Genomic DNA, 25,290 nt, shown 5'->3' on the forward strand with positions numbered 1-25,290 from the left:
CCAGAACGCCAGCTGCTTGCTGGCGTCCTGGTTTAACACACGCTCAAAGGAATACACATGGAATGGCTGACCAACCCTGAGATCTGGGTTGCCTTCTTCACCCTGACCGCCCTGGAAATCGTCCTGGGCATCGATAACATCATCATGATTTCGATCCTGGTCAGCCGCATGCCCAAACACATGCAGCAGCGCACCCGGATCTTCGGTCTTGGCCTGGCCATGATCACGCGGATCCTGTTGCTGCTGTCGATCACCTGGGTCATGCGCCTCACCGCCGATCTGTTTGTGGTGTTCGGCCAGGGTATTTCCGGGCGTGACCTGATCCTGTTCTTCGGTGGCCTGTTCCTGCTGTGGAAAAGCTCCCAGGAGATGTACCACGCGCTGGAAGGTGAAGACGAAAGCGACGAGACGCCCGGCGGCAAGGGCGGCAACTTCCTCTACACCATCATCCAGATCGCGATCATCGACATCGTGTTCTCGCTGGACTCGGTCATCACCGCCGTCGGCATGGTCTCCCATGTGCCGGTGATGGTCGCGGCGATCATCGTCGCGGTGCTGGTGATGATGGCGGCCTCGGGCAAGATCAGCGAGTTCATCGACAAGCACCCGTCGCTGAAAATGCTCGCGCTGTCGTTCCTGCTGGTGGTCGGCACCGTGCTGATCGCCGAAGCGTTCGACGTGCACGTACCGAAAGGCTACGTCTACTTCGCCATGGGCTTCTCGCTGGCGGTCGAGGCCATCAACATCAAGCTGCGCACCGCGATGGCAAAAAAGAAGAAGCAGCAGGATCCGGTGAAACTGCGCAAGGATGTTCCGGGTCAGTAACCGGAACGCTGCGCTGATGATCAAAGGGCCTTCGGGCCCTTTTTTCATGGCTGCATGAACCTGTTTTCATGACGCTTTTGTTTCAATCCCCACTTTAGCTGTGCAATGCTGGCGCCCGGACCGTTAGCCAACTACAGCTTAAGAACAACACGTAGAAACCGCGCGGTATCGTCAACTTGCCCCTTTGGGGCGCTGCAACTACAGGGGGTCTGCATGCTCACCCTGCTCAATCTGCTTTCCGCCGTGGCCTTGCTGATCTGGGGCACGCACATCGTTCGAACCGGCATCCTGCGGGTGTACGGCACCAACCTGCGGCATGTGATCGGCCAGAACATGTCCAGGCGCTGGCTCGCGTTCATCGCCGGCATCCTCGTGACCGCCATGGTGCAGAGCAGTAACGCCACCGCGATGCTCGTCACCTCCTTCGTCGGCCAGGGCCTGATGGCGCTGACCCCGGCCCTGACCACCATGCTCGGCGCCGACGTCGGTACGGCGCTGATGGCGCGGGTGCTGACGTTCGATCTGTCGTGGCTGTCGCCGCTGCTGATTTTCCTCGGGGTGATTTTCTTTCTCTCGCGCAAACAGACGCGGCTCGGGCAGATGGGCCGCGTGGCCATCGGGCTGGGGCTGATCATTCTGGCCCTGCAACTGATCGTCGAGGCCGCCGGGCCGATCACGCATGCGAAAGGCGTGAAGGTGATCTTCGCCTCGCTGACCGGTGACATCCTGCTCGACGCCCTGGTCGGTGCGTTGTTCGCGATGATTTCCTACTCCAGCCTCGCCGCCGTACTGCTGACCGCGACTCTGGCCGGCGCCAATGTGATCAGCCTGCCGGTGGCGATCGGTCTGGTGATCGGTGCCAACATCGGCAGCGGTGTGCTGGCGTTCATGAGCACCAGCATGCAGAACGCCGCCGGCCGGCAAGTGGCGCTGGGCAGTCTGTTGTACAAGCTGATCGGCCTGTTGCTGATCATTCCGGTGCTCGATCCGCTGGCGCACTGGATCGACAACCTCGATTACAGCCCGCAGGAAATGGTCATCGGCTTCCACCTGCTCTACAACACGGCGCGCTGCCTGATCCTGCTGCCGACGGTCGCGCCCATGGCTCGTCTGTGCGCCTGGCTGTTGCCGGAGCGTCCGGAGGTCAACGGCACCGCCAAACCGCGTCACCTCGACGCGACGGCACTGGTCACGCCAAGCCTGGCGCTGGCCAACGCCGCCCGGGAAACCCTGCGCATGGGCGACCTGATCGACAACATGCTCGATGCCGCCCTCGATGTGCTGCGCGGCAAACAGACTGCCGTCACCCAGGAAATGCGCAAACTGACCGATGACGTCGAAGCGCTGTACAGCGCGATCAAGCTGTATCTGGCGCAGATGCCCCGGGAAGATCTCGGTGAGCAGGACAGTCGGCGCTGGGCAGAGATCATAGAGCTGGCGATCAACCTCAAGCTCGCCAGCGACCTGATCGAACGCATGCTGCGCAAAATCCAGCAGCAGAAGACTTCGCAACGCCGTTCGTTTTCCGAAGACGGGCTGGAAGAGCTGGCCGGGCTGCACCAGCAATTGATCGCCAACCTGCGGCTCGGGCTGTCGGTGTTTCTCAGTGGCGACAAGGAAAGCGCTCGCCAGTTGTTGCGCGAGAAACGTCGCTTCCGCGCCCAGGAACGTCGCCTGGCCCACGCCCATGTCAGCCGTTTGCAACGCAAGATCGTGCAGAGTATCGAGACCAGTTCGCTGCACCTGGAGTTGATTGCCGACATGAAGCGTTTGAATTCGCTGTTCTGCAGCAGCGCCTACGTGGTGCTGGAAACTTCCGACACCGGGGCGCTGGCGGCGGACGAAATGGCGGACATCACGCATTCGCCTTGAACGTCTGGGACTGTGGTCAGTCAGTAACTCAAGGTTCGGCCTCGCGGCCCGACTGATGACACGGATCTCCAATTCAGCTGTATGGAAGCTCGTTATGCGTTGCCTGTTGTTCGCTTGTCTGCTGCTCGGTTCCTTGCCCGCCTTCGCCCTGGATCGCTTCCAGGTCGAAGGCTATGCCCTGCCCAACGGCCTGCAACTGCTGCTCAAGCCCGGCACCGAGCGCGGGCACGTGGCGATCCGGCTGGTGGTGGGCGTGGGCCTCGACGACTTCGACTGCAATGAAAAGGAGCTGCCGCACCTGCTCGAACACTTGCTGTTCAGCGGCATCGACGCCACCGGCGAAGGCGGCCTCGAGGAGCGTATGCAGGCCCTCGGCGGTGACTGGAACGCCTTCACCAGCAACGCCGACACCACGTTCGTCATCGAAGCCCCGGCGAAAAACCAGCGTAAGGTGCTCGATCTGTTGCTGGACCTGCTGACCCAGACCCGTTTCGACGACAACGCGATCAACGCCGCCAAACGGGTGGTCGAGCGCGAGGATGGCGGCCATTACACCCGTCTGCGGCGCTTTCTCGACCGTCAGGATCTGGGTCACAGCGCGAGCAATCAACTGGCGGTCGAGCTGGGCCTGAAATGCCCGCAACGGGCCGAAGTCGAAGGCCTGACCCGGGAGCAGCTGGATAAGGTGCGCAAGGCCTGGTACGCGCCGAACAACATGACCCTGATCGTCGTCGGTGACCTCGACAAGCTGCTGCCGGCCTATCTGGAGCGGGCGTGGGGCGCGCTCGAGGCGGTCGATCCGAGCGAGCACCGATCACTGCCGGACATCCGCACCAGCGCTGCTCACGAACGCACGATAACTCGCGGTTTCATCGGTAACAGCGCCAAGCTGCACTGGCTGGTGCCGGAGCCGATGCTCGACGATCAGTACGACGAGACTTTCGACCTGCTCAAGGAATATCTGGAGTGGGCGCTGTACCGCGAGCTGCGCTTGAACCATGGCCTGTCCTACGGGCCCTGGGCCGAGCGTGAGGTGTTCGGCGGTGTCGGCTTCATGAGCCTCAACGCCGATCTGGATCGTGGCGATATCACCGAAGCCGAACAGGTGCTGGAAGACCTCAAGGCCAGCCTGCTGAAAAACGGCCTCGATGCCGATACCTTCAACCGTATCAAGCAAGCAGCCATCGCCCACCAGGCCTGGGCCGTGCAGGGCAACAGCGGCATGGCCGACTATTACTGGAGCGCGCTGGGCGACTATGAGGATGGCCGTTTTGCCGATCCCGCCCGGGAACTGCAAGGGGTCACGCTGGAAGCGGCGAACAAGGCCATGCGCGAATTGCTGTTGCAGCCGGGCTATCTGCGGATCGAGAAGCCGTTGTTCAGTGACGATCAGGTGCTGTGGCTGGTTGGCGGCGCGGTCGGTGTCCTGGGGCTTGTCCTGCTCGGCTGGCATCTGCGCCGGCGTAAATCCGTGCCCTCAGACTGATCGACAGCCTCGCCACAGCCCCCGGCGGGCGGTACTCTGTCGAGGTTTTTTTCTTCGACTGTCGTGAACCGCCCAAATGCCCAAATTGACCCTCCTGATCCAGCGCATCCTCGAACTGATGAAGCGCTACCCCGGGGTCATTGCGCTCGGTGGTTTTATCTCCGGCGTCGGCAGTTTCATCCTGGTCGACCGGCAACAGGGGTTGGCGAGCTGGATCACCACGATCATGCTGCTGAGCTGGATCTGGCTGATGCTGGAAAACAGCCTGACCGAGCTGTTCACGCGGGTTTTCAAACGGGAAATCCCCCAGCCGCTGCTGCGTTATGCGACGCAGATGATCCATCAGGAAAGTCTGTTTTTCGTCCTGCCGTTTTTCTTTATCACCACCACCTGGAACAGCGGCCAACTGGTGTTCACCGGTCTGCTGTGCATCGCCGCGCTGATCTCGATTGTCGACCCGCTCTACTACAAATGGCTGGCGCCCCGGCGCTGGGCGTTCCTTGCATTGCACACCCTGACGCTGTTCGCCGCCCTGCTCACCGCGTTGCCGGTGATCATGCACCTGACCACATCGCAGAGTTTCAAATGGGCGCTGGGGACTGCCGTGGTGCTGTCGTTCCCGAGCCTGGCGTCGATCTTCCCGATCCGCACCGTGCGCAACGCGCTGGCGATCCTCAGCATCACCATCGGTATCGGCGGCGTCGGTTGGGTGCTGCGTTCGTGGGTGCCGCCGGCGACGCTGTGGATGACTGACGTTGCGATCAGCACCCAGTTGCAGGATCGCACCCCCGGCGCCAGCCTCGAGCAAGTCAGCGCCGAGCAGATCCGCAACGGCGGGCTCTACGCCTACACCGCGATCAATGCACCGCGCGGGCTCGATGAGCGGATCTATCACGTGTGGCAGTTCAACGGCAAAGAGGTCGACCGGATCGCCCTCGACATCCATGGCGGCCGCAAGGAAGGCTACCGGGCGTGGACCCACAAGCAGGTTTTCCCCGGCAACCCGGTCGGTGACTGGCAGGTGCGGGTGCTGACCGAAGACGACCAGGTGATCGGCGTGCTGCGCTTCGAAGTCACGGACAGCACACCGACCAAAGAAAAGTAATCCGGTTCGTGCTATTACGTAGGTTCGCGAATTCAGCCGAACAAGCACGGAGCTTATGACCAGCAGCTCGATGACCGGTAATGCCCGACTGGACACCACGATCAGCCCTGCCCGTCTGCGGGTCACCGGGGACTGGACGCTCGCCCATTACGCCGAACTCAAGCACCTGAGCGAAACGCTCCGCGGTCAGTACGACGCCAGCACCACCATCGATCTCAACGGCCTCGGCGCCCTCGACACCGCCGGCGCCTCGCTGCTGGTGGAACTGCTCGGCTCCGAGCGTCTGGGCAAATCCGCCGAACACCCCGACTGCACGATTTCCACCGCCGACCGCGCGTTGCTGCAAACCGTGTATCGCTCGCTGACCGACTTCTGTGTGCCGATCAAGGAGCCGGAAATCAGCGTCAGCGTGCAACTGCTGACCCGCATCGGCCGGGCCGTCGACACGGTCTGGCAAGACACCCTGCAATTGCTCGGCTTCGTCGGCCTGATCCTCGAAACCATCGCCCGCAGCCTGTTCCGGCCCAAGCGCTGGCGGATCACGCCGATGATCGCGCACATCGAACAGACTGGCCTGGACGCCGCGCCGATTGTGGCGCTGCTGACCTTTCTGGTGGGCGCCGTGGTGGCGTTTCTCGGGGCGACGGTGCTGGCCAGTTTCGGCGCCAGCGTGTTTACCGTGGATCTGGTGGGCTTCGCCTTCCTGCGCGAATTCGGCGTGCTGCTCACGGCGATTCTGATGGCCGGCCGCACCGCCAGTGCCTTTACCGCACAGATCGGCTCGATGAAGGCCAACGAGGAAATCGACGCAATCCGCACCCTCGGCCTCGACCCCATGGAGTTGCTGGTAGTGCCGCGGGTACTGGCGTTGCTGGTGGCGCTGCCGATGCTGACCTTCCTCGCGATGATCTGCGGGATCATCGGTGGTGCTGTGGTGTGTGCGGTGTCGCTGGATATTTCGCCGGCGATGTTCCTGTCGCTGCTGCAAAGCGACATAGGGATTCAACATTTCCTGGTTGGCCTGGTCAAAGCCCCGATCTTCGCGTTCCTGATTGCCGCCATCGGCTGTCTGGAAGGCTTCAAGGTCAGCGGCAGCGCCGAATCGGTCGGCGCCCACACCACCTCGAGCGTGGTGCAATCGATCTTCGTGGTGATCGTGCTCGATGCGGTTGCCGCGCTGTTCTTCATGGAGATGGGCTGGTGAGTCGTCTACCCCGTGTGCCGTCCGAGGCGGTGATCGAAGTCCGTGGCCTGTGCAATCGCTTCGGCAGCCAGAGCGTGCACGAGAACCTCGACCTGGACTTGTACAAAGGCGAAATCCTCGCCGTGGTCGGCGGCTCCGGCAGCGGCAAGTCGGTGCTGCTGCGCAGCATCGTCGGCTTGCGCCGCCCCAGCGAAGGCATGGTCAAGGTGTTCGGCCAGAACCTGCCGAGCCTGCCGGAGCATGAGCGCTCGCTGATCGAACGGCGTTTCGGCGTGCTGTTCCAGAAAGGTGCGCTGTTTTCGTCGCTGACCGTCACCGAGAACGTCGCCCTGCCCCTCATCGAGCACGCCGGCCTGAGCCGTGACGACGCCGAGCACCTGGCGGCGGTGAAGCTGGCGCTGGCCGGGCTGCCGCTGTCGGCGGCGGACAAATACCCGGCGTCGCTGTCCGGCGGCATGATCAAGCGGGCGGCGCTGGCCCGGGCGCTGGCACTGGATCCGGACATCCTGTTTCTCGACGAACCCACTGCCGGCCTCGATCCGATTGGCGCGGCGCAGTTCGACCAGTTGATCCTGACCCTGCGCGATGCGTTGGGCCTGAGCGTGTTTCTGGTGACTCACGACCTCGACACGCTCTACACCATCACCGACCGGGTGGCGGTGCTGGCGCAGAAAAAAGTGCTGGTGGCCGGGCCCATCGACGAGGTCTCGGAAACCGACGACACGTGGATTCACGAATATTTCCACGGCCCTCGCGGCCGCTCGGCGCTGGACGCCGCCAAACTGCTCAACGAGGTCTGACATGGAAACCCGAGCCCATCATGTGTTGATCGGCCTGTTCACGGTGATTGTGGTGGCCGGCGCCCTGCTCTTCGGTCTGTGGCTGGCCAAGTCCAGCGTCGACACCGAGTTCAAGGATTACGAAATCGTCTTCAACGAGGCGGTCAGCGGCCTGTCCCGGGGCAGCCCGGTGCAGTACAGCGGGATCAAGGTCGGCGACGTGGTCAGCCTGCGGCTCGACCCGAAGGACCCGCGCCGGGTGCTGGCGCGGATTCGCCTCGGCGGCGACACGCCGGTCAAGGAAGACACCCTGGCCAAACTGGCCCTGGCCGGGATCACCGGCACGTCGATCATCCAGCTCAGCGGTGGTACGCCAGAGAGCCCGAAACTGCGTGGCAAGGACGGCGAACTGCCGACCATCGTCGCCTCGCCCTCGCCTATCTCGCGGCTGCTCAATGACAGCAACGACCTGATGAGCGGGGTCAGCACATTGCTCAACAATGCCAACCAGATGTTCTCCGCCGACAACATCGAGCGCGTGAGCAAAACCCTCGAACACCTGGAACAGACCACCGGTTCGATCAACGATCAGCGCGGCGATCTGCGCCAGGCCATGCAACAACTGGCAACCGTCGGCAAACAGGCCGGCAGCATGCTCGAGCAGACTTCGGCGCTGATGCGTAATGCCAACGGCCTGCTCAACGATCAGGGCAAACAGGCCCTGGGCAGCGCCGAACAAGCGATGAAGTCGCTTGAGCAAAGCAGCGCCACCATCAACGGCTTGCTGAGCAAGAATCAGAATTCCCTCGACAGCGGCATGCAGGGCCTCAACGGCCTCGCGCCGGCAGTGCGCGAACTGCGTGAAACCCTGACCTCGCTGCGGGCCATTTCCCAACGTCTGGAGGCCAACCCCAGCGGTTACCTGCTGGGCAGTGAAAAGAACAAGGAGTTCACGCCATGAAGCTGACTCGCCTCGCCCTCCTCGCCGGCTTCACGCTGATCGGCGCCTGCTCGATTCTGCCCAAGTCCGAGCCGCTGGACGTTTACCGCTTGCCAGCCGCACAGGCGTCCGCCTCGGCCAGGTCGGCAGCGACTCAGCACTGGTCGCTGCGCCTGAACAAATTGCAGGCCAGCGAAGCGCTGAACCGTCCGGGCATCGCGGTGATTCCCCAGGGCGATGTGATCAGCACCTACAAGGCTTCGCGCTGGAGCGATCCGGCGCCGGTGCTGGTGCGTAACAGGCTGCTCGATGGCTTTGCGCGTGATGGCCGGGTGACGTTGCTCAGTACCGATGACAGCAATTTTGCTGCGGATCTGGAACTGGGCGGCAGCTTGCAGGCGTTCCAGACGGAATACCAGGGCAGTCAGGCCAGCGTCGTGGTGCGGGTCGATGCGTTGCTGGTGCGCGGCTATGACCAGAAGATTCTCGCCAGCCGTCGTTTTGAAGAGCGCCAGCCGTTGAGTGATGTGAAGGTTCCGGCGGTGGTGGCCGGGTTTGGTCAGGCCAGTGATCGCCTCTCCGCGAAGGTTGTGGCGTGGGCCGTCGAACAGGGCCAGAAATTCGCCACCGCAAAACCCTGATTTACCGTAGCCCCTGTGGGAGCGGGCTTGCCCGCGATGGCGGTGTGTCAGTCACCAGAAATTCTGGATGTGCGGCCCTCTTCGCGGGCAAGCCCGCTCCCACAGGGTTTTCAATCAGCCGAAGAACCAGTAGCAGACGCCGATAGCGCCGAGCACACCCGCCAGCTCCGCCAGCAGCGCGCAACCGACGGCATGCCGGGCGCGCTGGATGCCCACCGCGCCGAAGTACACCGCCAGCACGTAGAACGTGGTCTCGGTGCTGCCCTGGATCGTCGCCGCTACCAGCGCCGGGAAGCTGTCGACGCCGGAGGTCTTCATCGTTTCGATGAGCATCGCCCGGGCGGCGCTGCCGGAGAACGGTTTGACCATCGCGGTCGGCAACGCATCGACGAAGCGCGTGTCCCACCCCGCCCACTGCACCAGATGACGAATGCCGTCGAGGCCGAAGTCCAGCGCACCTGATGCGCGCAATACGCCGATGGCGCAAAGCATCGCCACCAGATACGGCAGCAGATTCTTGGCGACGTCGAAACCTTCCTTGGCGCCTTCGACGAACGCTTCGTAGACCTTCACCTTGCGCAAGGCGCCGATCACCAGGAACAGCATGATCAGGCCGAACAGCGTCAGATTGCCGAGGATCGACGACAGCCCCGCCAATGCCGTGGCCGACATCGTCGCCAGCAACGCCATGAAGCCGCCGAGGATCAGCGCGCCGGGAATCAGGTAGGCCAGCACCACCGGGTCCCAGACCCGCAGGCGTTGCATGAACGTCACCGACAGGAAGCCGACGATGGTCGAGCAACTGGTGGCCAGCAGGATCGGCAGGAATACCAGCGTCGGGTCCGGCGCGCCTTGCTGGGCGCGGTACATGAAGATCGTCACCGGCAGCAGGGTCAGGGATGACGCGTTGAGCACCAGGAACAGGATCTGCGCGTTGCTGGCGATGGTCGAGCTGGGGTTGAGTTCCTGCAGCGCTTTCATGGCCTTGAGGCCGATCGGCGTGGCGGCGTTGTCCAGGCCCAGGCCGTTGGCGGCAAAGTTCAGGGTAATCAGGCCCAACGCCGGATGCCCGGCCGGCACCTCCGGCATCAGCCGCAGGAACAGCGGCCCGAGTACCTTGGCCAGCCATTCGACGATCCCGGCTTTCTCGGCAATGCGCAGGAATCCCAGCCACAGGGTCAGAGTGCCGAACAGCAGCACCATGACTTCGACCGACAGCTTGGCCATGGCAAAAATGCTTTCCACCATCGCCGCAAAGATTCCGGCGTTACCGCCGACCAGCCACTGCACCAGCGCCGACACGGCTGCCACGATGAAGAAGCCAAGCCACAGGCCATTAAGCATCAGTCAAATCCCCCGGAAGATGCGGCGAATGATAGCGGGGTCGCCAGAAACGACAAACCCCGGATTTCTCCGGGGTTTGTCAGGGTGCCTTGCGGGCGGGGATCAGTTCTTGGAAACGTCACCGGCCGGCAGTTTTTCCTTGCTGCGCCAGTGCGGCAGCGAGTTCCAGTAGCGCTGGCCTTTCGCGTCGTCGTACATGCCTTCCCAACGGGCGATAACCAGTACCGCCAGGGCGTTGCCGATCACGTTCAGGGCGGTACGCGCCATGTCCATCACACGGTCGACACCGGCGATGAAGGCCAGGCCTTCCAGCGGAATGCCGACGCTGCCCAGAGTGGCCAGCAGGACCACGAAGGACACGCCCGGCACGCCGGCGATGCCTTTGGAGGTGACCATCAGGGTCAGGACCAGCAGCAGTTGCTGGCTGATCGACAGGTCGATGCCGTACAGCTGGGCAATGAAGATGGCGGCGATGGACTGGTACAGGGTCGAACCGTCGAGGTTGAACGAGTAGCCGGTCGGTACCACGAAGCTGCAGATGGCTTTCGGTGCGCCGTAGGCTTCCATCTTCTCGATCACACGTGGCAGCACGGTTTCCGAGGAGGCGGTGGAGTAAGCCAGCACCAGCTCATCCTTGAAGATGCGCATCAGCTTGATCACCGAGAAACCGAACATCTTGGCGATCAGGCCCAGCACCACGAAGGCGAAGAAGGCGATGGCGACGTAAACCAGGATCACCAGCTTGGCCAGCGGCAGCAGCGAAGCGAAACCGAAGTTGGCCACGGTCACCGCGATCAGCGCGAACACGCCGATCGGGGCGTAGTTCATGATCATGTGGGTGACTTTGAACATGCTTTCCGAGACGCCCTGGAACATCTTCACCAGCGGCTCGCGCAGGTCCGACTGCAGGCTCGACAGACCGAGGCCGAACAGCACGGAGAAGAAGATGATCGGCAGCATTTCGCCGCGAGCCATGGCCGCGAAGATGTTCGACGGGATCAGGTTGAGGATGGTCTCGATGAACGCGTGTTCATGCTGTACTTCGGCGGCGGTCGCCTGGTACTTGGAGATGTCCACGGTGCCCAGGGTGCTCATGTCGATGCCGGCACCCGGATGGAACAGGTTGGCCAGCAGCAAGCCGACGACAATGGCGATGGTGGTGACGATTTCGAAGTAGATGATGGTCTTCAGGCCGATGCGCCCGAGCTTCTTGGCGTCGCCCACGCCGGCGATGCCGACGATAAGGGAAGAAATGACGATCGGGATCACGATCATCTTGATCAGACGGATAAAGATATCGCCTGCCGGTTGCAGGACGTTGCTGATCCACCAGGCCTTTTCGGCACTGAAATGGTTGAGCAACGCACCGATTGCAATCCCCAATACCAGACCGATGAGGATCTGCCAGGCGAGGCTAAGCTTTGCCTTCTTCATATTCTTTACCCTTACTTGCGTTTGACTCAAGGCACATGCAGGAACTGGAACGCTCTTGGCGGAAAAGTCTGTGCATCTGCCTCCGTATAAGGTGCCCCGAAGCGCGTGTTTACGGCTCTCCGGCAGGCGAAAAAAGGCGCAACTATTCCGATGCGGGGTTGCGCCGTCTAATGCCGTAAACGCCTACCCTATGCCGAATCGGCATGAGCTTTTTTAAATGAAACTGGCGTCCCAACCGGTTCGAATACGACATTTCGGCAGGCATAAGTGCCGTGAACCGGCCATTACAGCGTAGATTGGTTATTTTTTGAACGAGTGATTTCGACGAAAATTTTCCGAAAAAGCCTACGTTTGGAATCTAAAACGCCGACTGGCTTTATCGACTCTTTCTCGATATACGGTCGCGAGGAAACACCGCGAAATGCTTTTCGCGCGCAGTGTGATCGATAAAAAGATGAGCAGAACGCTCTGGATCAATGTTTTGTCACTTTGAAAGCTCAGCGCAAGTCCGTCGAACCGCTCCGGGTTGGCGAACTTGCGTCGCAGCTTTTACCCTGACCCGGCCCTCATCGCAGGCACTCCCTGTACCCGTAGGTCACTCCGACCCTGCAACAGTCAGAACGTCCCGGCCCCCTGGTCATGCACCGGCCTTCCTCGGGCGGGCGCAATGGAAGGCAGCTGTCGGCTGCCTTCATGTTCAATACCAGTTCGGATCTTTTTTCAGCGTTTCCATCAACAGATCCTGCATGCCCTGATCGGGTTTGCCGAGGAAGCGGTAGGTGGCATGTCGCGTGGGCGACTTGTCGGCCGGCAATCCTTCGGGCACATCGACCAGCATGGCGTAAGCGTGTTTCTTGTCGAAGCTGAACGCGACGATCAAGCGGTGGTTGAGGCATTTGTCCTGCGATTCGCAGAGCGGCCCTACCAGATACTTGTCGCCGTCTTCAGTGACGGCATTCATCTGTTGGTCCGGCGTACCGGAGAGGTTCATCACCCATTCCGGCAGGCGCTCTTCCTTCTTCACCACGCCTTCCCAGGTTTCCCTGTAGTGCGGGTCTGAACTCAGCAGCTCGTTGACCCGCGTCTGGCCATCATTGGCCGCCATCGCCATGGCACTACCGCCCAGAAGCAGGGCGGCTGCCAGTGTCTTTAAAGCACTCATGGTCAACCTCGGCCGCGACGGCCAAAGAAGAACGAGGCGATGAACATCACCAGGAACACGACAAAGAGAATCTTGGCGATACCCGTGGCGGTGCCCGCGATACCACCGAAGCCCAGTACTGCAGCGATGATGGCAATGATCAGGAATGTGATTGCCCAGCTCAACATGGTGATTCTCCTTGTTTCTATTTAGGGGTGTTGCCGGTCTCGGCGCAGCGGCGCCCAGATTCGTGGATCAGAAAACCCAGCGTTCTTCGCGTGGCATGTCGCCCAGCGGCTGCGGCTGGTCAACGTCCATCATGCGCATTGCACCGTTGTCGGCCTGGCTGCTGCTGACGGCGCTGAAGTGCGTTTGGGTTGCGTGCTGCATCGAAATCAGGGGCTCGGGTTGCTGACTCTGTTCCCAGCGCAGGTATTGCTGGCAAGCGATCAGGGTGATCAGCAGCGCAAGTGCGCCAAACAGGGCCTGCTGCAGGTGCAGTGGCGAGATACGCATTTGGGCAGCACGTTGGCGAGTCATCCTGGGTTCCTCACTCTTATTCGGTTAGGGCAGTGCATATCTGCCCGGGCTGATAGAGGTATTGCAGCCTGCATGCCAGCTTTTTTGTTTTAAAAAAACCAATAAAATCAGGTAGTTACAAACGTAATGAGAAATCAGGACGACGCATCCTGCACGATGGGTCATCCAAGGTCGTGCGAAATGCACGAATGTTTCGTAGGAGAAATCATTCTTTTTGAATTGAGAGCAGGGTGCGGATGTCAGAAAAGGAAGCAGGCAATTGCCTGAAAAACGCCGTTTGTTTAAAAAATCAACAAAATCAGTGAATTAGCCGTGAGGGCAGGAGAGAGCTACCCTGCTATGAATGGAATCGATCAGAATCAACCATGCAACTTGCCCGATTTTTCCGGGACTAACCCAAGACATTCACTTATGGAGCGTAGGAAAAATGGAATCAGCCACTGAGCATCAAGGCCGCATTCTGCTGGTGGACGATGAATCCGCCATCCTGCGAACCTTCCGTTATTGCCTCGAAGACGAAGGTTATACGGTTGCCACCGCCAACAGCGCGGCCCAGGCTGACGCGCTGTTGCAGCGTCAGGTGTTCGATCTGTGCTTCCTCGATCTGCGCCTCGGCGAAGACAATGGTCTCGACGTGCTGGCGCAGATGCGCATCCAGGCGCCATGGATGCGGGTGGTGATCGTCACCGCGCATTCGGCTGTCGATACGGCGGTCGATGCCATTCAGGCCGGTGCCGCCGACTATCTGGTTAAACCGTGCAGCCCTGACCAGCTGCGCCTGGCGACCGCCAAGCAGCTTGAAGTCCGCCAGTTGTCTGCGCGTCTGGAAGCCCTCGAAGGCGAGATCCGCAAACCCAAGGACGGTCTCGATTCCCACAGCCCGGCGATGAAAGTCGTACTGGAAACCGCGCGGCAAGTGGCGAGCACCGATGCCAATATCCTGATTCTCGGCGAGTCCGGCACCGGTAAAGGTGAACTGGCCCGGGCCATTCACGGCTGGAGCAAGCGCGAGAAGAAATCCTGCGTCACCATCAATTGCCCGTCGCTGACCGCCGAGCTGATGGAAAGCGAGCTGTTCGGTCACAGCCGCGGCGCGTTCACCGGGGCCAGCGAAAGCACCTTGGGCCGGGTCAATCAGGCGGATGGCGGCACGCTGTTTCTCGACGAGATCGGCGATTTTCCACTGACATTGCAGCCAAAATTGCTGCGTTTCATTCAAGACAAGGAATACGAGCGGGTAGGGGATCCGGTCACCCGCCGCGCCGATGTGCGCATTCTTGCTGCCACCAACCTCAACCTTGAAGACATGGTGCGCGACGGTCGTTTCCGTGAAGACCTGCTGTATCGCCTGAACGTCATCACTCTGCATTTGCCACCGTTGCGCGAACGGGCCGAAGACATCCTGACCCTGGCCGACCGCTTCCTCGCTCGTTTTGTGAAGGAATACGCGCGTCCAGCTCGAGGCTTCAGTGACGAGGCGCGGGAAGCACTGTTGGGTTACCGCTGGCCCGGCAACATCCGCGAGCTGCGCAACGTGGTCGAGCGGGCGAGCATCATTTGTCCGCAGGAACGCGTGGAAATCAGCCATCTCGGCATGGCCGAACAACCGGCCAACAATGCGCCGCGCGTCGGTGCGGCCTTGAGCCTCGACGAGCTGGAGAAGGCCCACATCGGCGCAGTGCTGGCGACTGCCGGCACCCTCGACCAAGCGGCCAAGACTCTGGGGATCGACGCTTCGACCCTGTATCGCAAGCGCAAGCAGTACAACCTGTGAGCGCCCGCCGATGAAACTGGCGATGAAGTTGCGGACCCGCTTGTTCCTGAGCATTTCCGCACTGATCACCGTGGCCTTGCTCGGGCTGATGCTCGGGCTGGTCAGTGTGATGCAAATGGCCGGTACTCAGGAGGCGCTGATCCGCAACAACTTCGTCACCCTCGATCTGGGGCTCAAACTGCGCCAGACCCTGGGCGATCAACTGATCATGATGCTTGCCGAGAAGCCCGATCCGGTGGCCTTCGAAGCATCGAAACAGCATTACTTCGAACTGCTCGACGAAGGCATCGCCCAGGAACAGAAGGACGACGGACGCCAGTACGGGTTCAGTCAGGCCAAAGCGGATTATCTGAATTTCCTGCGAGCATTCGATGTGTCCCGCGACCCGGCTGCGGCCCTGAGCGGTAGCGGCGATCTGCGTGAACGCTTCAACACTCTGCGCAACGGCTTGATCGCCGAGCACAAGCACGCGCTGGATAACATCAACTCCGTACAACACGCTGCCCGCGACCGGGCCTTGCTGATTGCCGGCCTGCTCGGGCTGGTGGGGCTGGCGGTGTTGATCATCGGTTTCATCACCGCCCAGGGGATCGCCCGGCGGTTCGGTGCACCGATCGAGGCGCTGGCAAAAGCGGCGGACAACATCGGCCAGGGCAATTTCGAAGTGACCCTGCCGGTGTCCTCGGCAATGGAAATCAACCTGCTGACCCGGCGTTTCGGGCTGATGGCCGAAGCCCTTCGCGAGCATCAGGCGACCAATGTCGATGAACTGCTGGCCGGCCAGCAGCGTTTGCAGGCCGTGCTCGACAGCATCGATGACGGCCTGCTGATGATCGACCGTCAGGGGCATCTGGAGCACTTGAACCCGGTGGCCCAGCGGCAATTGGGTTGGGACAGTGACCGCTTTGGCGAAGGCCTGGGCACCGCACTCCAGCGCCCGGAACTGGATGCGCAGCTGCAACTGGTGCTGCGCGGGGGCACCCTTGAGCGCGCACCGGAAGACTTGAGCATCGAGGTCGACGGTGAGTCGCGGCTGCTGACCTACAGCCTGACCCCGGTCAGCCACACTCAGGGGCATATCCTCGGCGCGGTGATGGTGCTGCACGACGTCACCGAACAGCGCGCGTTCGAGCGGGTGCGCAGCGAATTCGTATTGCGTGCCTCCCACGAACTGCGCACGCCAGTGACCGGCATGCACATGGCGTTCGGGCTGTTCCGCGAGCGGGCGAAGTTTCCGGCGGAATCCCGCGAGTCGGATCTGCTCGACACGGTCAATGAAGAAATGCAGCGCCTGATGCAGTTGATCAACGACCTTCTGAATTTCTCACGCTATCAAAGCGGCTTGCAGAAACTCACGCTGGCGCCGTGCTCCATCGAGGATTTGCTGGCTCAGGCGCAATCGCGTTTTGCCGACACGGCGGCGCAAAGGGGCGTGGCATTGAATGTCGAGGTACAGAGCCCGTTACCGCGCTTGCAGGCCGATCAGGCCCAACTGGACCGTGTGCTGGACAACCTGATCGACAACGCCTTGCGTCACACCGCCCGCGACGGCCTGATCCGTTTGCAGGCGCGCCGCCACGGCGAGCGGGTGATCATCAGCGTCGAGGACAACGGCGAAGGCATCGCTTACGGCCAGCAAGGGCGAATTTTCGAACCGTTCGTCCAGGTCGGACGTAAAAAGGGCGGGGCCGGGCTCGGGCTGGCGCTGTGCAAGGAAATCGTCCAGTTGCATGGCGGCCGGATGGGCGTCTATTCGCGGCCGGGGCAGGGCACGCAGTTCTACATGGCGCTGGCGGTCTAGGCTTCGTCGTCCATCCGGCGGCCGGCGAGCCGCCGTCCCCGGGTAATCAGCTCAATGAATTGCACGGCGCTCAAGGCATGGGCGAACAGCCAGCCCTGGCCGAACTTCACGCCTTCGCTGCTGAGCAGCGCCGCCTGGGATTCATGCTCGATACCTTCAGCGATCACCTTCAGGTCCAGAGCCTGGGCCATGTGAATGATGTGCGGCGCGACGCCGCTGCTGGCCGCGTCATGGCCGAGAGCATCGATAAATGCCTTGTCGATTTTCAGGCAGTCCACCGGCAGGGTCTGCAGGTAGGCGAGGCTGCAATAGCCGGTGCCGAAATCGTCGATCAGCACTTGATGACCGACATCACGCAGCGCTTGCAGGTTTTCCCGTGCGACCACCACATCGATCAGCCCGCGCTCGGTCACTTCAAACGCAATCTGCCGCGCTGCCACCCGGTGCAGGCTCAGCAGCCGCGCCATGACCTGGCCGATGCGCGGCACCATCACGTCACAGGCCGCCAGGTTTACCGAGATGTACAGCTGCGGGTTGGCCCGCAGTAATTGACCCAGTTGCTCCAGCAGGCGCTGGAGGACGAAATCGGTCATCTGGCGGATCTGCCCGGTGTTTTCCGCCATCGGGATAAACAGGTCGGGGCTGGTCAGCGTGCCGTCCGGCCGGCGCCAGCGCAGCAAGGCTTCGGCGCCGACGCAGTTGCGGCTGTCTAGATCGAAGATCGGTTGATACAGCACCTGCAACTCGCCCCGGCGGATCGCTCCGTGAAGCTCGGCGTCCAGCGACTGACGCTGGCGAACGATCCAGAACACCAGAACGCCCACCAGTGCTCCGAGGACCAGACAGAACGGCACCATCCACCACCACAGCTCCGGGATGTGCATGCCCGTGCGCGGACTGATCAGCACCAACTGGTATTCCGGGTTGTCGGTGGGCATGCGATAGATCAGACGCGTCTGGGTGACTTGCAACGCGTCAGTGGATTTCGGCGGCCACGGTTCAGTGGGTGGCCAGGCCTGTGGCACGCCGAGCACCGGAATCGCCCGGGTCCCGTGATCCAGCACCACCAGCAGGCTGCTGTCGGGAGACAGGTCGACCATGTCGGTCAGGTGTCCGCGAGAGGTGGCCACGCGAAAGTTGCCGCGGCCGAGCATCAGCGCCGCGCGGTTTTCATCGGGTTCGGTGGTGGTGTTCAGCCAGTAGCTGTAGGTCGGGCCCTTGATGTCCGGCGGGCGGACGACTGACAGTCCTTCCTGGCGCGGGCGGTTGGAGCAGATGCGCGAGGCATCCATATAGGCGGCTTCATAGACGAAGCGATAGTTGAAGGTCACTTGCTGCAGCGTGGCGATCATTTCGTCATCGCAACTGCGCAATGGCTGGGCTTCCAGATCGTCGAGGCTTTCACGCAACTGGCCGAACAATTGCTCCAGGCGAGCCAGGAAGCGCTCGCCCTGGGCATTCATTTCCTGACTTTCGCTTTGTTCAACCTGATGCATGGCTACGAACAGCCCGCCGGTGATCAACAGGCCTGCACTGAGGACAGCCGCCAGCATCGCCAGAAACCACGGACGATAAAACCAGCTACGCAGCGTCTCTCGGGTAGCAACCATATGGATATCCGAAGAATTACCAATGAGTTATAGCTGCTGATTGCGTTTTCGCCCTGACCGCTGGGCGGGCGTCATTATTTTGTCTGATTCAACACCAACAGCAACGCTGCCGTTTGCGCATCCGGAGCACCGTCGAAGCGGGAAGGGCGGAAGTGCATCTGGAAGGCTGCGAGGACATGGCGGGTCGCCACGTCCAGCTCGCCGTTCTGCGGCGTTGCGTAGCCCAGGCGCGCCAGTTGCGCCTGGAACCAGCTGATGCTCGGCAACTCGACGTCGAATCGCACCTGCTGGCGGGCAACGGCTTGCTCATCTGGCCACAAGCCAAGGCCTTCGGCAGCCAGGCGCTTCCACGGGAACAATGGACCCGGATCCAGCTTGCGCAGCGGTGCGATATCACTGTGACCGATGATGTGGTCCGGGCTGATGCCGTTGCGCTTGCTGATGTCCTTGAGCAGGACGATCAGCGACTGCACCTGGGCTTCGCTGTACGGATACCATACGCGCCCGGTCGGAGTGTCCTTGAAGCCCGGGTTGACGATTTCGATGCCGATGGAGCTTGAGTTGAGCCAGGTACGGCCTTGCCATTCGCTCTCTCCGGCATGCCAGGCACGCAGGTTTTCGTCCATCAGCTTGTAGATCGTGCCGTTCTTGTCGTCGCCGATCAGGTAGTGGCTGCTGACTTCACCGTGGGTCAGCAGTTGCAGTGAACGCTCAAGAGAGGCGGAGGTGTAATGCACGATCACGAATTGCGCGCGGCTGTCGTGATTGGCAGAAGGATGGCTGGTGTCGTAGCGCGGTCCGCTGGCACAACCGGCCAGAATGAGCAGCGACGTGATGAGGGCAAGGAATTTCATGGCAGTACACGCGAGTCAGTAATGCAACAGTGTAACGTACTGACTTGCGTGCGAACGGCGAAAGGGCTGATTTAAATGAAATGGAACAATTGTCTTCAGCCCAGTTCCACCCGGTTGCGACCTGCGTTTTTGGCCCGGTACAACGCCTGATCGGCTCTTTTGAGCACCAGATCGCTGTGTTCTCCCGGCCTGAATGCCGCCAGTCCCATGGAAATGGTGATCGTGACGCGCTCACCCTTGAAGTGGAACGGGCAGGCCTCGATGGACGCGCGCAGGGTTTCCAGCAGTTTGGCGCCGACGGCCGGCGGAGTCGCCGGTAGCAGCAGGACGAACTCCTCGCCGCCGAACCGGGCAATGAAATCGCTGCCGCGCAGGCGCTTGCGCAGCACCGTGGCGATGATCTTCAGCACTTTGTCGCCGGCCAGATGGCCGTAGTTGTCGTTGATCCGCTTGAAGTGATCGAGGTCGAGCATGGCCAGGCTCAGGGTGTTGCCGTGCTGCTGCCACTGGGCGATTTCGTGGTCGAGCCGCTCGCTCCAGGCAGCGCGGTTGGGCAGGCCGGTAAGCGGATCGATCAGGGCTTTCTGGCGCTGCTCTTCAAGGTGCTCGCGGTAGCCAAGGGCTTCCTGCTCCATATGCGCCACCCGTTCGGCCAGGCTCTTCAAGCGTCCGGCTACTTCCTGTTCCCGGGCGTCACGCTGCTTCTGGTGTTGGTCCATCGTGCCGAGCAGGCCTTCGAGGTGGTTTTCCAGAACCTGCTTGAGGTCTTCCAGATCCGCCGCTTCCTGCACGCTGGTCTGCAGGCCATCGACCTGTTCACGGATCTGCGTGTCCATCGCTCGCGCCGCCGAGCTGTTGTCGGCGTGACCTTCGCTGGCAGCCTGCAGGTTGCTCTGGAACGCTTCGAGGCGCTCGTTGAGCTGCTGCAGATAGGCTTCGAACTCGTGCTGACCGCTGTCGGTGATGGCCAGCATCAAGGTCGCCAGATCGTCGAGGATCGGTAGCAGTTCGTACCAGTTGAGGCCGTTTTTCAGCCGGTCGCGCATGGCTTCGGCTTGCGGGCGGTGGCGCTCAGGCAGGGTCAGGTCGTCCAGCAGGCCGATCAGCGTGTCTTCGATGTGCTTGGCCACCGAGCTGTAGGAGGGTTCGGGTGAATCCGGCAGGGCATAGAGAATGTCTTGCTCGGGGTGCTCCGGGTCGATGGCCGCCAGGGCCTGCGCGATGGGCTCGGGCAGGGGCAGGCTGTCGAGGAAGAGCGGAGGCGGGTTGTCGCCGGGGTGGATCAGTTCGTCAGGGTTGATGGCGATCGGTGTCGATGGCGCAAAGACCGGAGGCGGCGTGAAAGATTGCGGCTCGGGTTCTGGCCCGGAGAGTTCCGGTTCGTCGGGAGTCGTAACGACTTCTTTGATGATCCGGGCAGGCTCGAAGGCAGCCACTTCCGGCTCTGCAACAGGCTCGGGTGTTGCTATTGGTGCTGAAGCTTGCAGTGGCGCGACCAGCGGTGCGGCGACCGGTGCTTCACTGACGGCGGTAATGGCTGCCGGTTCGGCGATTGCGGCAGGCGCTTCTGGCATTGGCGCGCTTTCAGGCGCGGCGGGCGGTTGCTCTGGCTGAGCGGCTGGAGTGATCACGGCAGGCTGAGCTACAGGTGCAGGCGTTTCCTCGCTGTCGCGGCTGCCAAACAGGCGTTGTAACAACCCCGGGCGTCCCGGCTCCGCCGGCGTCTCCAGTTGGCTCAGGGCCTTGCCCTGCAAACCGCTGAGTTCGCTCAGCAATAACGGCATTTCCCGGGCCTGACTGACTCGCCCGTCGAGCTGCTTGGCGAATTTCTTCAACGGCTGGGCGACTTCCCGGGGTAGCGGCAGCGCTTGCAACTGAGTGACCAGCGAGTTCAGCGCGGTGCTGACCTGCTCGATCCGGGTTTCACGGCGCTGCTCGGAGTCGAGCACGGCTTTTTCAAGGCGCGGCAACAGGGCGGCAAGGCCGGCATCCATGTCGTCGGTGCGCACCACATCGCGCATTTCCTTCATGCACTGATCGACCACGCGATCGGTGCCTTCCGCCGCGAGCGTGCTACGCACCAGGCCGCGACGCAGCAGGTCGAGCCGGGCGTCCCATCGACGTTCGAGCTTTTCCTGTTGTTCGATGCTTTTGAGGTATTTCTCTTTCCAGCGCTGGGCTTCGTCGCTCATTCAGGCGTTCCGCGAGGGGCAGGACTCAACGCGGGCAATGCATCGGCCGTGAGCGAACCCGGCAGACGAATCTCTACCGCGACGGGCAGGTGATCGGAAATCGGTTGGGCCAGCACTTCGACCTTTTCCAGCGTCAGGGTCGGGCTGAGCAGAATATGGTCCAGGCAGCGCTGCGGGCGCCAGCTGGGGAATGTCGCTTCGAGTTGCGGGGCCAGCAGGCCGAGGTCGCGCAGGGGCGAGTGTTGCAGCAGGTCGCTGGCGTGGGTGTTCATGTCCCCCATCAGCACCTGATGCTTGTAGCCGCCGATCAGCTCGCGGATATAGGCCAGTTGCATGGTGCGTACCCGGGCGCCGAGCGCCAGGTGCATCATCACCACCACCAGCGCCTCGGGACCTTCGCCAAAGCGCACCAGGATCGCCCCGCGACCTTTCGGCCCCGGCAGCGGATGGTCCTCGATCGCCCACGGGCGCAGGCGACTGAGCACGCCGTTGCTGTGCTGGGCCAGTCGGCCGAGGTTGCGATTGAGTTGTTGATACCAGTAGGGGAAGGCGCCGAGATGGGCCAGGTGTTCGACCTGATTGACGTAGCCTGAGCGCAGGCTGCCGCCATCGGCTTCCTGCAGGGCGACCAGATCGAAGTCGCCGAGCAGATTGCCGATCTTCTGCAGATTGCCCGAGCGGCCGGGATGCGGCAGCAGATGCTGCCAGCTGCGGGTCAGGTAGTGCCGATAACGCTCGGTACTGATGCCGACCTGGATATTGAAGCTGAGCAAGCGCAAACGGCTGTCTGCGGGCAGGCCCGTGGATTCCAGGTGATGCTCGTTGACCTGCGGATCATGCAGGCCGACGAGACGTTCGGTTCCCCAGCGGCGCATGGCGATTGCCGCGCTTAGTTGGCGGCTGCCTTGTTGGCCGCTCGCTCTTTGGCGACCAGTTGGTCAGCCAGTTTCAGAGCCTCTTCGGCACCACCGGCAGAGCCGATGTCGAAACGGTATTTGCCGTTGACGATCATGGTTGGAACGCCGGAAATTTCATACTTCTTGGCCAGTTCGCGAGCCTTGACGATCTGGCCCTTGATGGCGAAGGAGTCGAAGGTGGCCAGGAACTTGTCCTTGTCCACGCCCTGGGTGGCGAGGAAGTCGGCCATGTCGTTCTTGTCGGTCAGCTTCTTGTGTTCTTTCTGGATCGCGTTGAACACGGCAGCGTGAACGCTGTGCTCGACGCCCATGGCTTCCAGAGTCAGGAACATCTGACCGTGTGCGTCCCAAGGGCCGCCGAACATGGCAGGAATGCGCACGAAGTTGACGTCGGAAGGCAGTTTTTCAACCCAAGGATTGATCACGGGTTCGAAGGCGTAGCAGTGCGGGCAGCCGTACCAGAACAGCTCCACCACTTCGATCTTGCCAGGCACGGCAACCGGAACCGGATTGCTCAGCTCGACGTACGGGGCAGCAGGTGCTTCGGCAGCCTGGGCGGTCACGCCGAACAGGCTGGCAGCGACGAGAGCGGCGCTGATGATCAGATTACGCATGCTTTACTCCTGGACAATTTTGTTCGCCTCGCGCGGGCTGTTTTCAGACAGATCCTGGCGGGCATGAGTTCTGTAGTGTAACGGCAGCGGCCACAAAAAAGGGCGGCCAAAGCCACCCTTTTTATACTTCATGCAACGGATTAATCGAGCGTTAACGTGGCGGGAGTTGTCCTTCGCGCGCAACGCTCGAATCACCATCGCAGGCCTGGCCTTAGTGCAGGCCTTGAATGTAGCTGGAGACCGCCGCGATGTCCTCGTCGCTCAGTTTGCGAGCGATGGTGCGCATGGTCATGGCATCGCCATCGTTGTTGCGACCGGCTTCTTCCTTGCGGAAGTCGGTCAGCTGTTTGGCGATGTATTGAGCGTGCTGGCCACCCAGGTGCGGGAAGCCGGCGGCGGCATTGCCCGCGCCGTTCGGCGAGTGGCAACCGGTGCAGGCTGGCAGGCCTTTTTCCAGGTTGCCGCCACGGAACAGGGCTTCACCGCGAGCGACGATCTTCGGATCGGCGGCGCCGACGCTGCCTTTCTGGCTGGCGAAATAGGCGGCGATGTCAGAGAGGTCCTGATCGCTCAGGTTGGTCAGCAGGCCGGTCATTTCCAGAACGGTGCGCTTGCCCGACTTGATGTCATGCAGTTGCTTGGTCAGGTAGCGTTCACCCTGGCCGGCCAGTTTCGGAAAGTTTGGCGCCATGCTGTTGCCATCCGGGCCATGGCAGGCCCCGCATACGGCAGCCTTCGCCTGGCCTGCGGCGGCATCGCCTGCAGCATGGGCGAAACCTGAGATTCCCACGGTCAACAGCAGACTCACGATCAGTTTGTTCATCAGCTAATCCAACTACGGCTAAGGGTTAAGAGTTATGGACCGGGTTTACTTCCGCTCATCCAGAGGATGATGGCCTGGTAATCCTCGGCACTGCAGTCCATGCACAAACCACGCGGCGGCATCGCCTTGAAACCCTGGGTTACGTGTTGCACCAGCGTCTCCATACCTTTCGCCAACCTCGGCGTCCAAGCTTCCTGATCGCCTCTTCTGGGCGCCATGGGTAGTTGGCCGGAATGACAGGCACCACAAACACGGTTGTACACGGCTTCCGGATCCTGTGTAGCCTGTGCGCTGTAAAGCGGCATCAGAACTCCGGCAGCCAGCAGCCATTTCGTCATAAAACGACCTTTTCAGGGTTGAGAGCGATCTGCGTTCTGTTGCGCAATCAATGTCTGTCGCTCTCGTGAACTTCATCCTTCGCTGGGACAAAGCACACACAAAATCTGCGGCATTATATACTGGCGTCACTGAAACGGAAGCGACACCGCGTTCCGCGCCCAATCCCGGCGCCGCCCACATCGGAAATCCCATGCAACTCAAGAATCCCATCCTCGGCCTGTGCCAACAGTCCACGTTCATGCTCAGTGCCGCCAAAGTCGATCAGTGCCCCGACGACGAAGGCTTCGAAGTGGCGTTCGCCGGTCGTTCCAACGCCGGTAAATCCAGCGCGCTGAACACCCTGACTCACGCCAGCCTGGCGCGCACCTCGAAAACCCCGGGTCGCACACAGCTGTTGAACTTCTTCAAGCTAGACGATGAACGGCGTCTGGTCGACCTGCCGGGCTACGGTTATGCAAAAGTCCCGATCCCGCTCAAGCAACACTGGCAGCGTCACCTCGAGGCTTACCTCGGTGGCCGCGAGAGTTTGAAGGGGCTGATTCTGATGATGGACATCCGTCATCCAATGACCGACTTCGACCTGCTGATGCTCGACTGGGCCGTTGCGGCCGGCATGCCGATGCACATCCTGCTGACCAAGGCCGACAAGCTGACCTACGGCGCAGCCAAGAACACGCTGCTCAAGGTGCAGTCGGAAATCCGCAAGGGGTGGGGCGATCTGGTGACGATCCAGCTGTTCTCCGCACCAAAACGCATGGGCCTGGAAGAGGCCTACACCAAGCTGGCGGGCTGGATGGAACTGGCAGACAAAGGCGCAGAAGTGGCGACCGAGGCAGAATAAGGGGATTTCAAAACTGTCTGTGGTGCTGCCAGGCAAGGCAAAAGCGGGGCTAAAAAGCGGAGTTTAGGGGACCTAAATGAGCATTTTTAGCCCCGCTTTTAACGCAGTCTGGCGGCGCCACAGCCAGTTTTGGGGCAAAAAAAAGCCCCGGACTTCATATGGGGAGGGAGAAGTTCCGGGGTTCAAGTTCCGAACCGCTAGGGCGGGGTTCAGA

At 61.5% G+C, this 25,290-nt stretch carries 23 protein-coding genes; 11 read left to right on the top strand and 12 right to left on the bottom strand.

All coding sequences use genetic code 11. The annotated features are described in order from the left end of the window. Positions 1 to 57 precede the first annotated feature (57 nt). The 8 genes from IF189_RS00185 (at position 58) to IF189_RS00220 (ending at position 8,852) form a co-directional block, all read left to right on the top strand. A complete protein-coding gene (locus IF189_RS00185; RefSeq protein WP_114880872.1) occupies positions 58 to 825 on the top strand; it encodes a TerC family protein in 768 nt (255 codons plus the stop codon). 213 nt (positions 826 to 1,038) lie between these two features. Then, the gene (locus IF189_RS00190; protein WP_134828627.1) at positions 1,039 to 2,697 is read left to right on the top strand and encodes a Na/Pi cotransporter family protein; all 1,659 of its coding nucleotides are present in this window, start codon (positions 1,039 to 1,041) and stop codon (positions 2,695 to 2,697) included. A 94-nt stretch (positions 2,698 to 2,791) separates the two neighbouring features. After that, on the top strand, positions 2,792 to 4,183 hold the full coding sequence (locus tag IF189_RS00195) for a M16 family metallopeptidase (protein WP_134828628.1): 1,392 nt from the start codon (positions 2,792 to 2,794) through the stop codon (positions 4,181 to 4,183). A 76-nt stretch (positions 4,184 to 4,259) separates the two neighbouring features. Then, positions 4,260 to 5,288: a DUF5924 family protein gene (locus IF189_RS00200; protein WP_119429912.1), complete on the top strand. Its 1,029-nt coding sequence runs from the start codon at positions 4,260 to 4,262 to the stop codon at positions 5,286 to 5,288. Between the two features lie 55 nt (positions 5,289 to 5,343). Then, positions 5,344 to 6,492, top strand: coding sequence for an ABC transporter permease (locus IF189_RS00205; protein WP_085713058.1), 1,149 nt, complete (start codon positions 5,344 to 5,346; stop codon positions 6,490 to 6,492). Continuing rightward, positions 6,489 to 7,292 carry an ABC transporter ATP-binding protein gene (locus IF189_RS00210; protein WP_192552645.1) on the top strand — a complete coding sequence of 268 codons (804 nt, stop codon included), beginning with the start codon at positions 6,489 to 6,491 and terminating at the stop codon, positions 7,290 to 7,292. The genes IF189_RS00205 and IF189_RS00210 overlap by 4 nt, the downstream gene beginning before the upstream one ends. Position 7,293: 1 nt before the next feature. Continuing rightward, positions 7,294 to 8,232 carry an MlaD family protein gene (locus tag IF189_RS00215; RefSeq protein ID WP_085713056.1) on the top strand — a complete coding sequence of 313 codons (939 nt, stop codon included), beginning with the start codon at positions 7,294 to 7,296 and terminating at the stop codon, positions 8,230 to 8,232. Further along, positions 8,229 to 8,852: an ABC-type transport auxiliary lipoprotein family protein gene (locus IF189_RS00220; RefSeq protein WP_134828630.1), complete on the top strand. Its 624-nt coding sequence runs from the start codon at positions 8,229 to 8,231 to the stop codon at positions 8,850 to 8,852. The genes IF189_RS00215 and IF189_RS00220 overlap by 4 nt, the downstream gene beginning before the upstream one ends. Positions 8,853 to 8,966: 114 nt before the next feature. Here the strand turns inward: IF189_RS00220 and IF189_RS00225 are convergent, their stop codons facing one another. The 5 genes from IF189_RS00225 to IF189_RS00245 all read right to left on the bottom strand — a co-directional run bounded on the left by IF189_RS00225 (position 8,967) and on the right by IF189_RS00245 (position 13,311). Further along, complete coding sequence (locus IF189_RS00225; RefSeq protein ID WP_192552646.1) at positions 8,967 to 10,196, bottom strand: nucleoside recognition domain-containing protein; 1,230 nt, start codon at positions 10,194 to 10,196, stop codon at positions 8,967 to 8,969. A 102-nt stretch (positions 10,197 to 10,298) separates the two neighbouring features. Then, entirely contained in the window at positions 10,299 to 11,630 is a 1,332-nt protein-coding gene (gltP, locus tag IF189_RS00230) for a glutamate/aspartate:proton symporter GltP (RefSeq protein WP_085612511.1), read from the bottom strand. A gap of 697 nt (positions 11,631 to 12,327) precedes the next feature. After that, positions 12,328 to 12,792 (bottom strand): inhibitor of vertebrate lysozyme family protein, encoded by a 465-nt coding sequence (locus IF189_RS00235; RefSeq protein ID WP_085713053.1) that lies wholly within the window; start codon positions 12,790 to 12,792, stop codon positions 12,328 to 12,330. A 2-nt stretch (positions 12,793 to 12,794) separates the two neighbouring features. Continuing rightward, entirely contained in the window at positions 12,795 to 12,959 is a 165-nt protein-coding gene (locus tag IF189_RS00240) for a DUF1328 domain-containing protein (protein ID WP_003177151.1), read from the bottom strand. A gap of 67 nt (positions 12,960 to 13,026) precedes the next feature. Continuing rightward, the gene (locus tag IF189_RS00245; protein ID WP_039764878.1) at positions 13,027 to 13,311 is read right to left on the bottom strand and encodes a hypothetical protein; all 285 of its coding nucleotides are present in this window, start codon (positions 13,309 to 13,311) and stop codon (positions 13,027 to 13,029) included. A gap of 427 nt (positions 13,312 to 13,738) precedes the next feature. Here IF189_RS00245 and algB point away from each other — a divergent pair, with 427 nt between their 5' ends. Both algB and IF189_RS00255 read left to right on the top strand, forming a co-directional pair. After that, entirely contained in the window at positions 13,739 to 15,085 is a 1,347-nt protein-coding gene (gene algB / locus IF189_RS00250; protein WP_025112294.1) for a sigma-54-dependent response regulator transcription factor AlgB, read from the top strand. Positions 15,086 to 15,095: 10 nt separating this feature from the next. Further along, positions 15,096 to 16,886 (top strand): KinB sensor domain-containing domain, encoded by a 1,791-nt coding sequence (locus IF189_RS00255; RefSeq protein WP_134828631.1) that lies wholly within the window; start codon positions 15,096 to 15,098, stop codon positions 16,884 to 16,886. Here IF189_RS00255 and IF189_RS00260 read toward each other — a convergent pair. The 7 genes from IF189_RS00260 to IF189_RS00290 all read right to left on the bottom strand — a co-directional run bounded on the left by IF189_RS00260 (position 16,883) and on the right by IF189_RS00290 (position 24,234). Further along, a complete protein-coding gene (locus tag IF189_RS00260; protein WP_085713050.1) occupies positions 16,883 to 18,496 on the bottom strand; it encodes an EAL domain-containing protein in 1,614 nt (537 codons plus the stop codon). The genes IF189_RS00255 and IF189_RS00260 overlap by 4 nt on opposite strands. A 74-nt stretch (positions 18,497 to 18,570) precedes the next feature. After that, on the bottom strand, positions 18,571 to 19,350 hold the full coding sequence (locus tag IF189_RS00265; RefSeq protein WP_134828632.1) for an N-acetylmuramoyl-L-alanine amidase: 780 nt from the start codon (positions 19,348 to 19,350) through the stop codon (positions 18,571 to 18,573). Positions 19,351 to 19,445: 95 nt separating this feature from the next. Further along, positions 19,446 to 21,542 (bottom strand): diguanylate cyclase, encoded by a 2,097-nt coding sequence (locus tag IF189_RS00270; RefSeq protein WP_134828633.1) that lies wholly within the window; start codon positions 21,540 to 21,542, stop codon positions 19,446 to 19,448. Continuing rightward, a complete protein-coding gene (locus IF189_RS00275) occupies positions 21,539 to 22,417 on the bottom strand; it encodes an endonuclease/exonuclease/phosphatase family protein (protein WP_085713047.1) in 879 nt (292 codons plus the stop codon). Before IF189_RS00275 ends, IF189_RS00270 begins: the two co-directional genes overlap by 4 nt. Positions 22,418 to 22,431: 14 nt before the next feature. After that, positions 22,432 to 23,073, bottom strand: a complete 642-nt coding sequence (locus IF189_RS00280) for a thiol:disulfide interchange protein DsbA/DsbL (RefSeq protein WP_085713046.1) — start codon at positions 23,071 to 23,073, stop codon at positions 22,432 to 22,434. Between the two features lie 211 nt (positions 23,074 to 23,284). Next, positions 23,285 to 23,896, bottom strand: a complete 612-nt coding sequence (locus tag IF189_RS00285; RefSeq protein ID WP_065260178.1) for a c-type cytochrome — start codon at positions 23,894 to 23,896, stop codon at positions 23,285 to 23,287. A gap of 32 nt (positions 23,897 to 23,928) precedes the next feature. Further along, entirely contained in the window at positions 23,929 to 24,234 is a 306-nt protein-coding gene (locus tag IF189_RS00290; protein WP_085713044.1) for a c-type cytochrome, read from the bottom strand. A 191-nt stretch (positions 24,235 to 24,425) separates the two neighbouring features. Between IF189_RS00290 and yihA the strand changes: the two genes are divergently transcribed. Then, positions 24,426 to 25,076, top strand: a complete 651-nt coding sequence (yihA, locus tag IF189_RS00295; protein ID WP_134828635.1) for a ribosome biogenesis GTP-binding protein YihA/YsxC — start codon at positions 24,426 to 24,428, stop codon at positions 25,074 to 25,076. The last annotated feature ends 214 nt before the right edge of the window (positions 25,077 to 25,290 follow it).

It is taken from the genome of Pseudomonas sp. IzPS59, assembly GCF_014863505.1.
Classification (GTDB): domain Bacteria; phylum Pseudomonadota; class Gammaproteobacteria; order Pseudomonadales; family Pseudomonadaceae; genus Aquipseudomonas; species Aquipseudomonas kribbensis.

Bases quoted from the DNA above. Each gene is read 5' to 3' on its own strand.
- IF189_RS00215 (WP_085713056.1), top strand. From the start codon at position 7,294: ATGGAAACCCGAGCCCATCATGTGTTGATCGGCCTGTTCACGGTGATT.
- IF189_RS00285 (WP_065260178.1), bottom strand. From the start codon at position 23,896: ATGAACAAACTGATCGTGAGTCTGCTGTTGACCGTGGGAATCTCAGGT.
- IF189_RS00205 (WP_085713058.1), top strand. From the start codon at position 5,344: ATGACCAGCAGCTCGATGACCGGTAATGCCCGACTGGACACCACGATC.
- IF189_RS00265 (WP_134828632.1), bottom strand. From the start codon at position 19,350: ATGAAATTCCTTGCCCTCATCACGTCGCTGCTCATTCTGGCCGGTTGT.
- IF189_RS00235 (WP_085713053.1), bottom strand. From the start codon at position 12,792: ATGAGTGCTTTAAAGACACTGGCAGCCGCCCTGCTTCTGGGCGGTAGT.
- yihA (WP_134828635.1), top strand. From the start codon at position 24,426: ATGCAACTCAAGAATCCCATCCTCGGCCTGTGCCAACAGTCCACGTTC.
- IF189_RS00220 (WP_134828630.1), top strand. From the start codon at position 8,229: ATGAAGCTGACTCGCCTCGCCCTCCTCGCCGGCTTCACGCTGATCGGC.
- IF189_RS00255 (WP_134828631.1), top strand. From the start codon at position 15,096: ATGAAACTGGCGATGAAGTTGCGGACCCGCTTGTTCCTGAGCATTTCC.
- IF189_RS00240 (WP_003177151.1), bottom strand. From the start codon at position 12,959: ATGTTGAGCTGGGCAATCACATTCCTGATCATTGCCATCATCGCTGCA.
- IF189_RS00245 (WP_039764878.1), bottom strand. From the start codon at position 13,311: ATGACTCGCCAACGTGCTGCCCAAATGCGTATCTCGCCACTGCACCTG.
- IF189_RS00225 (WP_192552646.1), bottom strand. From the start codon at position 10,196: ATGCTTAATGGCCTGTGGCTTGGCTTCTTCATCGTGGCAGCCGTGTCG.
- IF189_RS00290 (WP_085713044.1), bottom strand. From the start codon at position 24,234: ATGACGAAATGGCTGCTGGCTGCCGGAGTTCTGATGCCGCTTTACAGC.
- IF189_RS00275 (WP_085713047.1), bottom strand. From the start codon at position 22,417: ATGCGCCGCTGGGGAACCGAACGTCTCGTCGGCCTGCATGATCCGCAG.
- IF189_RS00260 (WP_085713050.1), bottom strand. From the start codon at position 18,496: ATGGTTGCTACCCGAGAGACGCTGCGTAGCTGGTTTTATCGTCCGTGG.
- IF189_RS00200 (WP_119429912.1), top strand. From the start codon at position 4,260: ATGCCCAAATTGACCCTCCTGATCCAGCGCATCCTCGAACTGATGAAG.
- IF189_RS00280 (WP_085713046.1), bottom strand. From the start codon at position 23,073: ATGCGTAATCTGATCATCAGCGCCGCTCTCGTCGCTGCCAGCCTGTTC.
- IF189_RS00185 (WP_114880872.1), top strand. From the start codon at position 58: ATGGAATGGCTGACCAACCCTGAGATCTGGGTTGCCTTCTTCACCCTG.
- gltP (WP_085612511.1), bottom strand. From the start codon at position 11,630: ATGAAGAAGGCAAAGCTTAGCCTCGCCTGGCAGATCCTCATCGGTCTG.
- algB (WP_025112294.1), top strand. From the start codon at position 13,739: ATGGAATCAGCCACTGAGCATCAAGGCCGCATTCTGCTGGTGGACGAT.
- IF189_RS00195 (WP_134828628.1), top strand. From the start codon at position 2,792: ATGCGTTGCCTGTTGTTCGCTTGTCTGCTGCTCGGTTCCTTGCCCGCC.
- IF189_RS00270 (WP_134828633.1), bottom strand. From the start codon at position 21,542: ATGAGCGACGAAGCCCAGCGCTGGAAAGAGAAATACCTCAAAAGCATC.
- IF189_RS00190 (WP_134828627.1), top strand. From the start codon at position 1,039: ATGCTCACCCTGCTCAATCTGCTTTCCGCCGTGGCCTTGCTGATCTGG.